Raw genomic sequence first — 14,947 nt, 5'->3', positions numbered from 1 at the left:
CGTGGGTATAACAAGGCGTTTTAAATCGGACGCGGACCGTGTAGGGTCGAACTTGTTTCTAAGAAATTAATTTCGCTACTTCAACCAAATCATAATCCCCGCGCCGCTTAAACGCTGGGTCGTTACCATAAAATGAGAAGGCATATGCTATGATCAAGACGATTGAACAGGCTTACCAGTTTGTCAAAAAAGAAAAGGTGTGTACGATCTTCTCAAGTGACAAAGCTGAGCTTCCCTCCCTTTGGGACCATGTTGACCTTCCTGAAAAGCAACCGGGTGAAAAAGGATGGGGAAAGAGAATGACTGCGGTCTGGACCTGGAAAAATGAGCTTCCGGCTCAGTATCCAAACAAGATATTCTATGGTAAGATCAAAGGCGGGATCGCGGTACTGATGGATATGGATTACCTGGCCTCTGATCACTTTCCCCGAGCCTATAAAAATATTCAAACACAGGATAGCCTGGCTCAGCATATCTACAGCAAGGTCGTATTAGAGCCATGGGATACCACATCACTCCGAAAGGTGATCATGGAGGAAGTGGACTGTACCAAGAGTCAGTTTGACACCGCCCTAAAGAATCTTCAGATAACGATGAACATTGCCCGGTTAAATGATCCTCAGATCGAACGAGATACGTGGGTGGCATTCAAGGAACAGTACCTCGATATTTGGAAGCAACGTGCAGACGATGAAGAGCAATGAGTCGTCAGTAGAACTTGCCCTCGTTACGTGCTCTGCTCCGTAACGCCTGCCTGAGGCTCTGCCTCAAACCATTTGTAGCCAACGAATTAGAAAATACCTCTGCCGCTATTCATCCATCAGACGGCTCTTGGTTGAAATAGATCATCTGCACTAAACAGCCGTCAGATGGAAATTGAGGTCGTTAAAGAGATCATCCATCGGTTGATCGGTCTAAATTTTATCAGAGTGTTTTAATTACTTATTTTACCCTCATGAACAGCTGGTTTGTTTACATCATCCGATGCATCGACGGTAGCTTGTATACCGGGTGCACGAATCATGTCATAAGACGATGGCATCAACATAAAGAAGGAACCGGAGCCCGTTACCTCCGGGCTCATCCGCCGGAATCGCTAGTCTATATGGAAGAAATGCCGAACCAATCGGAAGCCTGCAAACGTGAATATGAGATCAAACAATGTTCAAAGCAGGAAAAAGAAGAATTGGTTAGGGAATTGGAAATTATGAATGCTGAATGTTAAATGTTAAATGGATTGTGATCCCATTTAACATTTCTAAGTGATCTTTTCAGTCTTGAGCAAAGCGGCGACTGAAAAGTACCAGACCGGAAAGTCTCAAATAATTAAATATAAAACTTGGGTACCGACAGGCAAGTCAGAGACTTGCTAAGCTGTAACTCTGAAGTCAGCGCTCGGTCTCTTTTTATATCGATCTTAGCTTCTAAGCTCGCTTTTAGACTTCAGAGATCTTTAGGGATGACAACAAAAAAATCGTCCATCGCTAATCGATCATCGGTCCATCGCATTTCAGATACATTCTAAACCATGGTATAAAGCGTAGTAACAATGACTCCTTTGCTATGCTGAGACGGTACTGAAAAAAGCTTTTTTTCTTCTTTCACTTCAAGACCGAAAGGGGGAGCAAGCAGGTCCAAACCACTTTGTTTTTTCAGCCTGATCCCCTGCCCTGAAATGATATCCTCATTGGGCTTGAAATCTCCTTCAGGTATATGCTCGGTCAAAATCACATATGTATAATCAGCCAGCTTTTTTGTGATACGCTGCACTTCGGCATTCGACAGATGCTGAAGTACCTGCCTTAATAGGGCACAATCTGCTGAAGGCAGATCATCGGTTGCAATATCCAGGCAATGGAATTCAAGCTTTTCTTCTTTGAACCGCTCCTTATTGCGCTCTATCAGTTCTTTTACGATATCTACCGCAACATACTTCTTCGTATGGCTGACCAATTCTTTTCCAACGTTAAAATCTCCACAACCCAGATCACATACCACAAGAGGATCTTCAAAAGATCGCAAAAATGAAGTTACGGCTTCGATATACGGATCTAATATCTCCGGATGATGGGAACCTAAGCCTGAATAAAAGTCCGTATCCTTGCCACCCCAAAGCTTCATTTCATATACCTGTTCCATGGCATCTTTGGTCGGCCAGGCGTTTTTCATTTTTTTTGTACGATTCTTATTGTCGGTCATTTAAACTTTGGTGGTATTTGTAGAGCTCAAATTACAGGTAATTACAGATGTTACAAAGAAGTCCCTGTTCATCACTGATGGTTCATTCTCATATCAACCCGTTTATTATCCAAATATAAGCTCCCCAACAATTTAGAATAACCTTCGTAGTGGGAGCTTGATCAAAAACTTAGCCCCTATAAAGGATGGAAATAAACGACGGAAAAATCAGCAGGAAGAAAACACTTATCATATTTGTTTGCACGATCATTACAGGATTCATTCTATTTGCATTGCCGAATGTGTTCTTTGGGGTTACAAAGATCAACGGTGGACTTTCAGGGGTAAACCTGTTATTCATTGCGCTCTTCCAGCTCACCACAGTTTCTTTGCTGATCTGGTTTTCACTCAGGTTGTTGAAGAAAGATCTCAAGTTTATCGGCTGGTCCGCGAAGAATTGGAAATCGGATACCCTCATAGGATTGATCGTCGGCTTAGCATGGACTGCTCTGCAATTCGGAGTGCTCATCCCCAACACCGGAGGTGCTGAGAGAGCCGATATTGCTCAAATGATCTCGTGGTTCGACGGCACACTACTCGGTACCCTTTCTTTCGTTGCGCTGGGTGTGATCGGAGGCGGTATCACCGAAGAGATCTATAACCGTGGTTATTTCATCAATGTTTTAAAAGATACTTTTAAGGATCCAAAAACCGGAACGTGGATCGCCGCCACCTTATCCATTGCATTCTTTGCCGTAGGTCATTTACCGAGCGATGCCCTGGGCTGGTTCGATATTTTGGTTCCCACGATCGCATATACCCTTCTCTTCTTATATACCAAACGATTGACCGCATCCATCATAGCCCATGGAATTTATAACATGACTGCCATTTTACTGACCTATCATCTATATTATTAGTGGGATCAGGTCAATCCTTAAATAGGTTAAAACTTCATCATGAACAAAAAATTATCTCCTGAACAACAGTCAGATCTTTTTGAAGTCTTGGAGGCTCGTTTTGAAAAAAACATGAATCGCCAGAAAGATCTTAAGTGGACTGATGTTCAAAAAAAGCTGGAAGCGAATACCGATAAGCTATGGTCACTCAACCAAATGGAACAAACCGGAGGAGAACCGGATTTGATCGGAGTTGATAAGGATTCGGGCGAATACCTTTTCTTTGATTGCTCGCCGGAAAGTCCTGATGGCCGCCGGAGTGTGTGCTATGATCGCGAGGGACTCGAATCACGGAAAGCCCACAAACCGGATAATACCGCCATCGATATGGCCAATGAAATGGGTATTGAACTGTTGACGGAAGAGCAGTACCACAAACTTCAGCAATTCGGCCCTTTCGATACCAAAACTTCCAGCTGGCTTAAAACACCTGAGGATGTCAGGGAACTGGGAGGAGCCATTTTCGGAGATCATCGCTTTGGACGGGTATTCATCTACCACAACGGAGCTCAATCATATTATGGAGCCAGAGGGTTTCGTGGAGTGTTGAAGATCTAACTTCAAAGATCACTGATCACATTTCCTTATTCGCAGATCAACCTATTGCTCATAATAGATGATCCCACCTTCTTTGTTTCCGGATATAAATTCCGCCACTCCGTCTCCATCAAGGTCAGCGAAATGCGGAGCCACAAACTGAGTTACGGTAAACGAAAATGGGGATCGCTCTTCGGTGAATTCCGGATTCCCGGCATCTCCTGTATTTCTGAAGAACAAGATCCCTTCTACTTTGGAACCTAAGAACAGATCCAGATCTCCATCTCCATCCGCATCATACAGAGCGGGAGTACTGCGGTGGCGGACTTCAATGCCTGGAAAGGCATCTTCAACGAGTTTGAAGTCAGGCTCTTCGGCATTCCCTTCATTCCTGAAATACGCTATCCCTCCTCCTGACTGCCCCAAAAGCAGATCCATATCACCGTCGCCATCAAGATCGGCCAGTTCGGGTACGGCATTACTTCCACGCGGCAGCTCCAGCAGCGTTTCTCCAACCAGCTCAAACCCGTCTCCCGTATTTTGGTAGTAAGCTACCTCTCCCCTCCATCTTCCCAGTAACAGGTCATCGAGTCCGTCCCCGTTCAGGTCTGCCAATGTGGGAGCGTAATGGTAGTCATCGGGGAGGTCAAGAATACCGCTTTGGTGAAATTCAGGTTCCCGCTGCGTACCCCGGTTTTCAAAAATATACACGATGGAAGAATTCCTTGGGCCAGGATCGATCTTATTTGCAAGCAGGAGATCCAGATCGCCGTCACCGTCAATATCACCGGTTGCGGGAATGCTCTCATTTCCCACATCAATGGTATTCAGAAATTTCCTGGTTTGAAGTTCAAAGTCACCGTTAGACTTTTGTTCATAGAAATAGAAGTTATTGCCCAGGGTCTGATTGGCATTATATGCTCCCCCAAGTACACCGAGGAAGAGATCCATATCACCGTCATTTCCCCAATCGGTAAGTGTGGGGGCATTGTATCCGCTTGTCTGGACTGGATCATTGGGAGGAAACGGACGCGGTTCACCCTGGAATTCAGGATTGGCAGGATCACCTGTATTTTCGAGCAGCAACACACTGGGCTCAAAGAAATCACCCCAGAAAATATCCTGGTCACCATCCCTGTCAATATCCATGAATGCCATGGTATTAGCCCCGTGGAGTGTCCCAAACTGCTTCACGATCTCAATGCCTTCAAAGAACTCCGTAACCAACTCAAACTGCGGGATCTCATTCTCATCCCGGCCTACCGATTCGTAGCGGGTCAGGGTTCCTTCCAGTCGACCAATGAACAGATCCAGCTTCCCATCAGCATCGATATCTGTTACGTTCGGAATATTCTGGCGGTCGGAGAAAATAGGTTCGCCGTTTACATCACGGAGGGAATCAGCGGCTAGTTTAAAATCGGGTTCTTGCGAGGTTCCTTCATTCCGATAATATCGAATATAGCTGTAGGGCTGCTCCGTCAGCAGATCGTAATCCCCATCCTGATCCATATCCACAAAACGAAACCACTCTCCGATATCCAGATCCTGAAATTTATTTGTTTGCCAGGTAAGCGGAAATTCGTCTCCCTCCTTCTGGAATTCAAAGTACTTGAGATCATCGGTGTTCTCCTGCACAAAAAGATCGGGATCGCCGTCGTCGTCAATATCCACAAATTGGGGGCGCGGAGCGTTGAATCCTCCCAGAAATGGAAATGGAAGACGTTCTCCTGATTCATCATATACGGGGAAGGGATCTACATCCTGCTGATAACTTTGAGGAGAAGATCCTCCGGTATCAGTGGCAGAGTTAGAAACCGCACAGCCGGAAACAATTGTTAAAGAGATAAGACTTAGCGTGAGAATTCGGGGCATGTTTATTGTGAATTTCAACTCATTTTTTAACTTCAATGTATTTATCGGGCATTCGTTCCTATACCGGAGGCATAGTGTCCCACTTCAATGATCTTCTCGATCTTCCGGGTTTCTGTATTAATGACCGTCACCGTTCCGGGGAAATCTTGTATATCCTCAAGCCCCTCAGGATTGTACTTTCCATTCAGGTTGTTACTGGAGATATACAGGTATTTTCCATCTTTTGACAGTGCAGCTCCGTGAGGCTGTGCCAATCCTTCCCCTTCGATGGGTGCCTCTGCCATCAGGCTCTCCATGTTTATGACCGATACGGAGTGAGCTTCCTTATTTCCAAAATAAACTAATTTCCCATCCGGCGAGAATACAGGATGCCAGGGCTGGGCTCCCACCGAAATACTTTTCTTCATGTTAGGTGAAAACGGATCGCTAATATCAAAAATGAGCAGCTGCCCTGAAACTTGACCCGTTGCCACCATGGTCTCACCATCAGGGGATATCGCAAAGTTTACGAACGTATGCGTATTGCCCGGAATGTTGGTAAGGTTGGTCTCATCGTCTTCATAGTTCAAAGACAATATCTGGTTTTCGGAAAGGCTTCCAACGAAGGTCCACCTTCCATTGGGTGTAGTAGTCAGTGCATGAGGCCGGGTAAAAAAGAGGTCCACTTCATCCAGCACATTCATATCGGAGCGCTCTATAATACCAAAGCTTTGAGGCGGGTTTACGGCGCTCATCGACCTTCCCACATACAATAAATTCTCGGTGGGGTGCATAGCCATTAATCCCGGTACTTCTAATACCACTTCATCCACCAACTCATTATTGCGGTTGAATTTCAGCACGCGATTTTCCCCGATCAGTGTCACATACCAATAAGAACCATCCGGTTCTGCCACGGTGTGATGCGGTTTGGCATTGGCTGAAAATCCAAGTTCCTGAAGGTCAACAGTGGCCGAGATCTCATTACTGGATGCATCGATCACCGTTACGCTTGCCGATCCCTGATTACAGACGTAAATGTATTGTGGTTCCTCCGTTGATTGAGCAAAGATACCGGAAGTCAGCATAACTGATACAGCTATGGCAACCGTTGTTTGCAATACATATGAAAGTCGATTTTTCATGATCTCTTCTCTTTAATGAATATAAAAATGGCAACTTCAGATTAGTTCCGGTTGAAATAACCCAAAGTTGCCATCATTATTTTACAGTAAATTAATCGCGGTTGGTATCCAGGATAAAGAGTCCTTCGTTAGAGCTCGTCATCAGCACGATGTCATCAAAATACGGGTAGTTACTCCAGGTTCCTGAGAATCCTGCTGCATCTTCCACAAACGGGTGAGTATCAAAAAATCCAACTCGGTTAGGTTCTTCAGGATTTGAAATATCGATCACCTGCAATCCACTCACGTAATTAGACTGATACATGGTGTTTCCTAAAATATACAAGTTGTGATCTGATGCAGGATTTTCGACAAAAAACTCGTCCACAAACTGCGGATCGTCCAGGTCACTTACATCCCAGATAATAGTTCGGGTTCGATCTACATTTCCTGTCAGCTCATCCAGTTCATCATTCTGATAGAAGTACCGATGATCTTCGGTTAACCATCCCTGGTGAACATACGCGTGATCAGGGTAAGAAGCTGTTGAAAGTGCAAGAGGAGCTTGTTTGTCAGTCACATCTGCAATACTGATGGCCGTTTCGTTGGCTCCAAAGCAAATTTCCCTTCCCTGGTGTTCTTCATCAGGACCTTCATAGATCACGCACTGTGCATCGTGAGAATATCCGGTTCCTGCGCGGCCGGTTGAAGCATCTGCAAAACATCCTGCAAACTCAGGATTGGCAGGATCCTGAATGTTGATCATGTGTAATCCACCACCACAAGTTTGACCTCCGCCACTGCTACCTACTGCGTAAGCAAACCCGGTGTCTTCATTGATCACAATGTTGTGCACACTGTTCACATTTCGGTAGATGGTGGTTTCTTCAAACAGAATAGGCTCTCCGTCAAACTCGCGAAGCTGCGTAAGGTCAAGTACCTGCATCCCATGTTCGCGGGCACCGTCAGCTACAATGTATACATGGTTTTTATAGACTTTCATATCTCTCCACACATTGGGCTGGGCAGTATCCGTGAGAGGCAGGTTTCCAACATAAACAGGGTTCAGCGGATCAGTTACATCTACGAAAGAAGTTCCTTCGTTTCGGCCCACGATCGCATAGTTCTTTCCTGTTTCCTCATCGGTCCATCCCCACATATCATTGAGACGAACACCGCGCTCACCGCCAATGGCACTTATCGGCAAGAATGAGACCAGATCTACATTATCACAAAGATACACGTCCGCATTTCCATCCCGGCAGTTCACTTTACTTCCCGTAATAGGCTGAAGAACGTCATCTCCTTCTCCCATCATGATCTCTTGGGTGGCCCACATTCCTGAGTCATCCATTTCCATGATGGCCGCAGAACCTGCACCGAAATCTGCCCCGGTCAAACCTACAACAGCTATATTTTCTTCCACAGCCAACGTTCCTGCAAACCGGTCGCCTGCTCCCTGATCAGACATCATCTTTGAAGACCCCGTCCAGTTTCCGTCTTCATCACTTTCAAACTGATAAATAGCTCCGCTTCCGCCATCCGCACTTGGGGCTCCTACCCAGACTTTGTCGCCGGTAAATGAAATTGCGCTACCGAACATGTATCTCATTTGGCTGTCAAAAGCTACCAGGCGATCACTTTCCATCCACTCACCGGAATCACTATTTTTAGTGAATACGATAACCGCACCCGAGGCTGAATTGTGGCGGGGTGCTCCTACAAAGATCTTATCTCCATTGATATTCAATGTGGAAGCGAACGAACTGCGTTCATCTGTTTGCTGACTGTTTAGGGTAGCTGCAAAGCTCCAGCCTGATCCTGAATTCTCAAATACATACGCATTTCCGCCTTGACGTTCCGGGGCTCCAACTACCAGGTTCATCCCATCCATGGCCAGGGTTGATCCGAATCCGGACCCGGCCGTATCAGGATTGACGATGGTTTCGGTTTCACTCCAGTTTCCGTTTGAGTTTCGGTACACCACAACGGCTCCTGTCCCATCAGCATGACCCGGTGCTCCTACAAAAGCATGATCACCGCTTAAGAGTACGCTTGAACCAAAATTAGTTTCTTCAGCATTCAGCGTTATACGAGCTGACTCAATCCAGTTTCCATTGCTTCTTGTAAATAGATATACAGCACCATTTCCATCATTAGCGCCTGCAGCACCTACTAATAGTCGGTTCCCGTCTGCTGATAGAACAGAACCGAAGTTATTTCCGATCTCACCATCTGAGGCTTTAAGCTGACTCAGTTCTTGCCACTCATTTCCCTCTTTGTTAAATACATACACAATTCCGGGTTGATGGTAATTAGCCGGTTCCCCTATAAAAACGGTGCCATTTGAAATATCAACGGCGCGGGCAAAACCTTGCATGGGTTCAGCTTCGCCTCCGGCCATGGTTTGAGCTTTTAAGGGCCCAAATATCAGTGAAATGAATAGTATTGGTAATAGTAGTAATAATCGTTTCATAGGTAACTTTCTGATTAAAATGGATATGTTGTTAGGTCTCACTTAAAGATAGGGTGAGCTGAGCAAAAATCAATATTTATAAAACCAGATGATCGCACTCAAATTATAAAATTAATGAAAAGGGTTGTATCCCTGAATCTTTACATGGCAATAAAAAATAATAAAGACACCTTTATTTCTGCACTACAATAAGTTAAACTTTAGAACATCATTGTGGGTTCCTTTTCCAGATTTTTTCCCAAAAAAATCTAACGTTTAACAAACCAACTTATGCAAAAACCTGAGCAACAAGACCAATCAAGGGAATTCAATGCTCACAGAATTGTGATCAGGGTCTTGCTGGTATTGATGGCTGTTGAATGGATCTTACTGCTTCTTGATCAAAGGTGGCTGTCACTTTTCCTGGTTACTTTTATCATTGGAACAGTATTTTCACCTATTCTATTTCGAAGCCGAATGCAGGTAGAGATACCTGCAGAATTTCATCTCACGGCCGTTATTTTCATCTTCGCTTCATTCTATTTAGGTGAAGTTCAGGACTTTTATCAAAGATTATGGTGGTGGGATATAGCTCTTCATACCACCGCAGGACTCCTCATGGGGATACTTGGATTCCTCTTGGTTTATATCCTGAATGAAAGTAAACGGGTGGAATTAAATATGAATCCCGGCTTCATTGCTTTCTTTGCCTTTACTTTTGCGTTAGCGATAGGTTCAGTTTGGGAGATCTTTGAATTTGGCATGGATCAGTTCTTCGGGATGAATATGCAAAAACCGATGCTCGGAGACCCGTCCGGCTTAACCGATACCATGTGGGATATCATTGTAAACGCACTCGGTGCATTTGTGATCAGTTTTTCCGGATTCATTTACTTGAAACGCAAAGAAAGCTTCTTTGTTAAAAAGTGGATCCGCTCATTCATTGAGAAAAACCCGGGGATGTTTAAAAGTTAACCCCTTATTCTCCTCTGAATTTATATATTGCCAATGCGGTAGCACCCAAAACTGCAGCAGTTCCGCCAAGAATGAGCGCAAGATTCAGGTCTCTCTGTACACGTTCAGCTCTTGACAAATAATCCGAACCGACGCCCTTTTCGGCGATCAAGCTTTCGATATCTTTGATTTTATCTTGTAACTCTTTCTGTGTTTTCTTCTTTAGACTCATGATTCATGCTTTTTTCTTTGTTATTTATCCTTTAAACATAACCAAGTGCCTTTCAGTTTCATCCGTGTTAAAAGGGCAATTAATTATTTTATGCTTGCAACGAAACTTTCATTTACAAATAAGCATTTCAATTCGCTGTCAGAGATGCTATATTCCCAACCCCAAATTTGAACCTCAAAAAAGACAAAATGAGTGTATTAGTTGGAAATGACACCCGCCTGATTGTACAGGGATTTACCGGAAGCGAAGGAAGCTTCCATGCCGGACAAATGATTGAATACGGCACCAATGTTGTTGGAGGAGTAACTCCCGGAAAAGGTGGCCAAACCCATTTAGACCGACCAGTTTTTAATACCGTAGCCGAAGCGGTTAAAGAAGTACAGGCTAATGCTTCCATTATCTTTGTACCTCCTGCTTTTGCCGGTGATGCCATCACGGAAGCAGCTTTTGCCGGAATTGAAGTTATTATCTGTATTACAGAAGGCATTCCTGTGAAGGATATGATCACAGCCAAGCAGATCGTGAAAAGTCACGGAGCCACCCTTATTGGCCCTAACTGCCCCGGATTAATTACTCCAGGTGAAGCCAAGGTTGGCATCATGCCCGGAAATATCTTTACTCCAGGTAAAATTGGATTGATCTCACGTTCAGGTACGCTCACTTACGAAGCTGTTGATCAACTTACCAAAGAAGGACTTGGACAAAGTACAGCCATTGGTATTGGCGGTGACCCGGTTATCGGAACTACCCACCTTGATGCTGTAAAGTTATTGAATGACGATCCTGATACTGAAGCTATCGTATTGATTGGTGAGATCGGTGGTACGGCTGAAGAAGAAGCAGGCGAATGGATCAAAGAAAATTGTAACAAGCCTGTTGTAGCATTTATCGCAGGTTCAACGGCACCTCCAGGACGAAGAATGGGACATGCCGGTGCAATCATCTCAGGCGGAAAAGGAACTGCTCAGGAGAAGAAAAAATCTCTTGCTGCTGCAGGTATTACTGTTGTTGACAGTCCTGCCGAGATCGGAATTACACTGAAGAAAATGCTGGAAACTGCTTAATAAGCCTTCCAATTTTCATAGAAAATTAAAGCCTCTTCCCTTTTGGGTTGAGGCTTTTTTGTTATTAGAAGGCTAATCTGACACTTTTGTCGTTAAAATGTCGGGGAGAAGTCGTACTATAAACAAGCGAAAGCATTTATGTTTTGGGTGAATTCTAACAAAATCTAAATAGTATGAGCGCAGATTTAGCCAAACAGATAAGGAACATCAGAAACCAGAAAGGGTTTTCCCAAGAAGTACTTGCTGAAAAAACTAATCTAAGCCTTCGAACTATACAACGGGTTGAAAATGCAGAAAGCGAGCCGAGGGGTGATACGCTGCTTCGAATAACAGAAGCACTTGAAGTTACACCTGACCAGTTGCTGGAGTGGAATCAGGTTGAAGATCAATCAACATTGGTTGTTTTAAACCTTTCGGCAATAGGATTTCTTTTTACCCCAATCTTAGGAGCTATTCTACCACTCATTATCTGGATCACAAAAAAAGACCGGGTAAAGAATATAGATGAGATAGGGAAGAAAGTGATCAACTTCCAACTAACGTTTGCAGTCTTTATTTATGCACTTGAATCCTTTCTATACCTAGCACCAGTTCTTGAATTGGGACTAAATGCATGGCTTGTTGGATTATTCAACTACTTAAACATTCCTCCCTTCCTTTTTCAGGCCTTTATATACGGTATCCCTTATATTTTCAATCTGGGATATATCATTCTGAATACCTTACGAATCAGAGCCGGTGAGAAAATTAACTATTTCCCATCCATCAGATTGATGCGATAAATTGACTTAGATAATAGTCCCGTCCGGGATCACCGTTTTCTTCTTCACGATAATAATGCCATCGCGGACGTAATGATATTTATGGTCTCCGTCTTCCAGGTGGTCTCCACCAACGATCCGCACATCATTTCCAATTGCCACATTACGATCGATAATACAATTGCTGATATAACAACGCTGACCAATTCCCATAGAGGGTTTCTCCGGTGTTGCATTTTCTATCACCGAACGATCCTGGAAAATATCATTACCCATAATGATGGAATTCTCAATCGTAGTCCCTTTTCCGATACGAGATCGAATTCCCACTACCGATCGGACAATGCGGCTGGCCTCAATGATACAGCCTTCTGCCATCAGCGCATGTTCCAGTGTCGTTCCCATCAATTTTGATGCGGGGAGCAGTCGGGCACGGGTGTAAATGAAGTTCTGATTATCGTAGAGATTGAAATCAGGGATGGTATCGGCAAGAGCTAAATTCGCTTCAAAGAAAGATTCTATGGTTCCGATATCGGTCCAGTATCCACCAAATTCATAGCTGCATACTTTTTGATCACCATCCACGCATTTCGGTATCAGCTCCTTGCCAAAATCGGTGGCGTCAGGATTATCAGCAAACAGCTTTTTAAGTACATCACTGTTAAAAATGTAGATCCCCATGGAAGCGAGATATTCCTTACCCTCAGCTTTATACTGTTCAGGTACTTCCGACTTCCATTTTCCTAATTCATCTTCCGAAGGTTTTTCAACAAAACTCTCTATGGTCCCTTCCGAATTTGTCTTCATGATCCCAAAACCGGTCGCGTCTTTTGCACTGACGGGTATAGTTGCTACCGTAAGGTCTGCACCTTTCTCTTTGTGCCGCTGCATCATTTTCTGATAATCCATCTGATATAGCTGATCTCCGGAAAGGATCAGAACATGCTCGTGTTCGTGATTTTCCATATGGTGCAGCGACTGCCGAACAGCATCGGCTGTGCCCTGAAACCAACCCGTATTTTCTGGAGTTTGCTCAGCAGCAAGGATATCCACAAAACCACTGCTGAATACATCGAAATTGTAGGTGTTCTTGATATGTCTGTTCAAAGAAGCCGAATTGAACTGAGTAAGTACATAAATGCGCCGGATCTCAGAATTCAAACAATTTGAGATCGGGATATCCACCAATCGATACTTACCTCCCACCGGAACAGCCGGTTTCGAGCGGTGATCGGTTAAGGGGAAAAGCCGTGTTCCTCTTCCTCCGCCTAAAATAACTGCAATTACTGACGAGCGTTTCATATGTACTTTATTTTGTTGTTAATGCTTTATACATGTCAATGTATTCCCCGGCTGAACGCTTCCAAGAAAAATCGAGCTTCATGATCGTACTTAAAACCTTTGAGAACTCTTTGGAGTTTTTGTATAACTCTACGGCTCTTTCTATGGCATCCGCAGCTGCTTCCAGGTTGAAGTTTTCAAAAGTGATCCCATAGCCATTTTCTTCAGAAATGTCCTGAACCGTATCCTTTAATCCACCAACGGAACGTACAATGGGAACCGTTCCATAGCGCATTGCAAACATTTGATTTAACCCACAGGGTTCAACCCTGGAAGGCATCAGGATAAAATCGGAGCCGGCGTAGATCTGGTGAGCCAGTTGCTCATTATACTCAAGCGTGGCATCAAAATAACCAACATGATCTCCTGCCATGGCAGACAAGGTCTGATGCAATTGCGGATCTCCGGTGCCCAACAGAATAAAATTCACTTCCAGATTTGAATTCAGGACCTGTTTAAACAGATCGGGCAACAGGTCTGCCCCCTTTTCCCTTACCAATCGGCCGATGAATGATATGGTTGGAAGATCCGGGTTCAGCCCAAATTCCTTACACAGATATTCTTTGTTCTTACGCTTTCCTTGTTTACGATTTCTGTAACTGAAATTATACTCGAGCAATTCATCACTTGCAGGATCCCATACTTTAGTATCGATCCCATTGAGGATCCCCTTCGATTTTTGCCGCTCCTGCTGAAAAAGCATCTCCAGTCCATTGCTGTTCTCTGACAACTCACTCATATAGTTTTTTGAGACCGTTGTTGTCTGCCAGGCTGTTTTTAATCCTGCGGCCAATGAATTCAAGCGTCCATCCCAATCTAAGAGTCCTACATTATCAATATTGAAAGCCGGTAATAATTTATAATTATCAAGTTCATGCACACCATGATATTCTGCATTATGAACAGTCAATACAGTTGGGATATCCGACATGCTTCGATAGCGATTGCACTTCGACAACATAAAGGGAACAAGACCGGTATGGTGATCATGGCAATGAATGATATCAGGATCTTTTTCCCCATCCTTGATCCATTCCAGTGCAGCGATCTGAAAACTCACGAACCGCTCCAGTTCATCCCAATATCCTTCTCCTGACAACGGGTCCATATATATCCCGGGACGGTCGAGCCTTCCGGGTATATCGATCACATAAAATGGAAATCCAAGTTCGTTTTCTTTCATTTTCAGTACAGAGAATTCAACTTCGTCTTCCGCCATTTTGAACGCCCCCTCATGAACAGTTTCATACTTCCGGGATCCTATCCATTGATTATCGTATTTCGGGATAACCACTTCACATGTATGCCCAAGCTGATTGAGATACTTCGGAAGAGAACCAACGACATCAGCAAGCCCGCCGACCTTTGCGGCAGGATAGCATTCTGCACTCAAATAAATAATGCGCATCTATTTCTTGAAACCTATGTACTTGTTTTACGTTATCATTTCTTAATATGAGAAATAAGAAAACTTTAGGCATCTTCCAAAAG

The 14,947-nt window shown here is 44.1% G+C and carries 14 protein-coding genes; 7 read left to right on the top strand and 7 right to left on the bottom strand.

What is annotated here, in order from left to right; genetic code table 11:
- The first annotated feature begins 149 nt into the window (after positions 1 to 149).
- Complete coding sequence (locus ACFSVN_RS12760) at positions 150 to 704, top strand: AlkZ-related protein (protein ID WP_390303434.1); 555 nt, start codon at positions 150 to 152, stop codon at positions 702 to 704.
- A 251-nt stretch (positions 705 to 955) separates the two neighbouring features.
- On the top strand, positions 956 to 1,225 hold the full coding sequence (locus ACFSVN_RS12755; RefSeq protein ID WP_390303431.1) for a GIY-YIG nuclease family protein: 270 nt from the start codon (positions 956 to 958) through the stop codon (positions 1,223 to 1,225).
- A 296-nt stretch (positions 1,226 to 1,521) separates the two neighbouring features.
- Here ACFSVN_RS12755 and ACFSVN_RS12750 read toward each other — a convergent pair whose 3' ends face one another.
- Positions 1,522 to 2,169, bottom strand: a complete 648-nt coding sequence (locus ACFSVN_RS12750) for a class I SAM-dependent methyltransferase (protein WP_390303428.1) — start codon at positions 2,167 to 2,169, stop codon at positions 1,522 to 1,524.
- 215 nt (positions 2,170 to 2,384) lie between these two features.
- Between ACFSVN_RS12750 and ACFSVN_RS12745 the strand changes: the two genes are divergently transcribed.
- A complete protein-coding gene (locus tag ACFSVN_RS12745) occupies positions 2,385 to 3,098 on the top strand; it encodes a CPBP family intramembrane glutamic endopeptidase (protein WP_390303425.1) in 714 nt (237 codons plus the stop codon).
- Between the two features lie 39 nt (positions 3,099 to 3,137).
- Positions 3,138 to 3,695 carry a DUF4256 domain-containing protein gene (locus ACFSVN_RS12740; RefSeq protein ID WP_390303422.1) on the top strand — a complete coding sequence of 186 codons (558 nt, stop codon included), beginning with the start codon at positions 3,138 to 3,140 and terminating at the stop codon, positions 3,693 to 3,695.
- Between the two features lie 42 nt (positions 3,696 to 3,737).
- On the opposite strand, the gene ACFSVN_RS12735 is transcribed toward ACFSVN_RS12740, so the two are convergent.
- From ACFSVN_RS12735 to ACFSVN_RS12725, 3 genes are all read right to left on the bottom strand, one after another.
- The gene (locus ACFSVN_RS12735) at positions 3,738 to 5,546 is read right to left on the bottom strand and encodes an FG-GAP repeat domain-containing protein (protein WP_390303419.1); all 1,809 of its coding nucleotides are present in this window, start codon (positions 5,544 to 5,546) and stop codon (positions 3,738 to 3,740) included.
- 41 nt (positions 5,547 to 5,587) lie between these two features.
- Positions 5,588 to 6,670 carry a YncE family protein gene (locus ACFSVN_RS12730; protein WP_390303416.1) on the bottom strand — a complete coding sequence of 361 codons (1,083 nt, stop codon included), beginning with the start codon at positions 6,668 to 6,670 and terminating at the stop codon, positions 5,588 to 5,590.
- Positions 6,671 to 6,761: 91 nt separating this feature from the next.
- The gene (locus ACFSVN_RS12725) at positions 6,762 to 9,125 is read right to left on the bottom strand and encodes a choice-of-anchor B family protein (protein ID WP_390303413.1); all 2,364 of its coding nucleotides are present in this window, start codon (positions 9,123 to 9,125) and stop codon (positions 6,762 to 6,764) included.
- 270 nt (positions 9,126 to 9,395) lie between these two features.
- Between ACFSVN_RS12725 and ACFSVN_RS12720 the strand changes: the two genes are divergently transcribed.
- Positions 9,396 to 10,079, top strand: a complete 684-nt coding sequence (locus tag ACFSVN_RS12720) for a hypothetical protein (protein WP_390303410.1) — start codon at positions 9,396 to 9,398, stop codon at positions 10,077 to 10,079.
- Between the two features lie 4 nt (positions 10,080 to 10,083).
- Here ACFSVN_RS12720 and ACFSVN_RS12715 read toward each other — a convergent pair whose 3' ends face one another.
- Positions 10,084 to 10,290, bottom strand: coding sequence for a hypothetical protein (locus tag ACFSVN_RS12715; protein WP_390303407.1), 207 nt, complete (start codon positions 10,288 to 10,290; stop codon positions 10,084 to 10,086).
- 188 nt (positions 10,291 to 10,478) lie between these two features.
- Here ACFSVN_RS12715 and sucD point away from each other — a divergent pair, with 188 nt between their 5' ends.
- Both sucD and ACFSVN_RS12705 read left to right on the top strand, forming a co-directional pair.
- Positions 10,479 to 11,354 carry a succinate--CoA ligase subunit alpha gene (gene sucD / locus ACFSVN_RS12710; protein ID WP_390303404.1) on the top strand — a complete coding sequence of 292 codons (876 nt, stop codon included), beginning with the start codon at positions 10,479 to 10,481 and terminating at the stop codon, positions 11,352 to 11,354.
- A gap of 173 nt (positions 11,355 to 11,527) precedes the next feature.
- Complete coding sequence (locus ACFSVN_RS12705; protein ID WP_390303401.1) at positions 11,528 to 12,136, top strand: DUF4870 domain-containing protein; 609 nt, start codon at positions 11,528 to 11,530, stop codon at positions 12,134 to 12,136.
- A 6-nt stretch (positions 12,137 to 12,142) separates the two neighbouring features.
- Here ACFSVN_RS12705 and ACFSVN_RS12700 read toward each other — a convergent pair whose 3' ends face one another.
- Both ACFSVN_RS12700 and ACFSVN_RS12695 read right to left on the bottom strand, forming a co-directional pair.
- Positions 12,143 to 13,417, bottom strand: a complete 1,275-nt coding sequence (locus ACFSVN_RS12700) for a glucose-1-phosphate adenylyltransferase (protein ID WP_390303398.1) — start codon at positions 13,415 to 13,417, stop codon at positions 12,143 to 12,145.
- A gap of 7 nt (positions 13,418 to 13,424) precedes the next feature.
- A complete protein-coding gene (locus tag ACFSVN_RS12695) occupies positions 13,425 to 14,864 on the bottom strand; it encodes a glycogen synthase (protein WP_390303395.1) in 1,440 nt (479 codons plus the stop codon).
- Between the last annotated feature and the right edge of the window lie 83 nt (positions 14,865 to 14,947).

This window comes from Gracilimonas halophila, assembly GCF_042684365.1.
GTDB classification, from domain to species: Bacteria; Bacteroidota; Rhodothermia; order Balneolales; family Balneolaceae; genus Gracilimonas; species Gracilimonas halophila.
The sequence above is the reverse complement of the archived record's forward strand: the minus strand, read 5'-3'. Positions and strand labels throughout refer to the sequence as shown.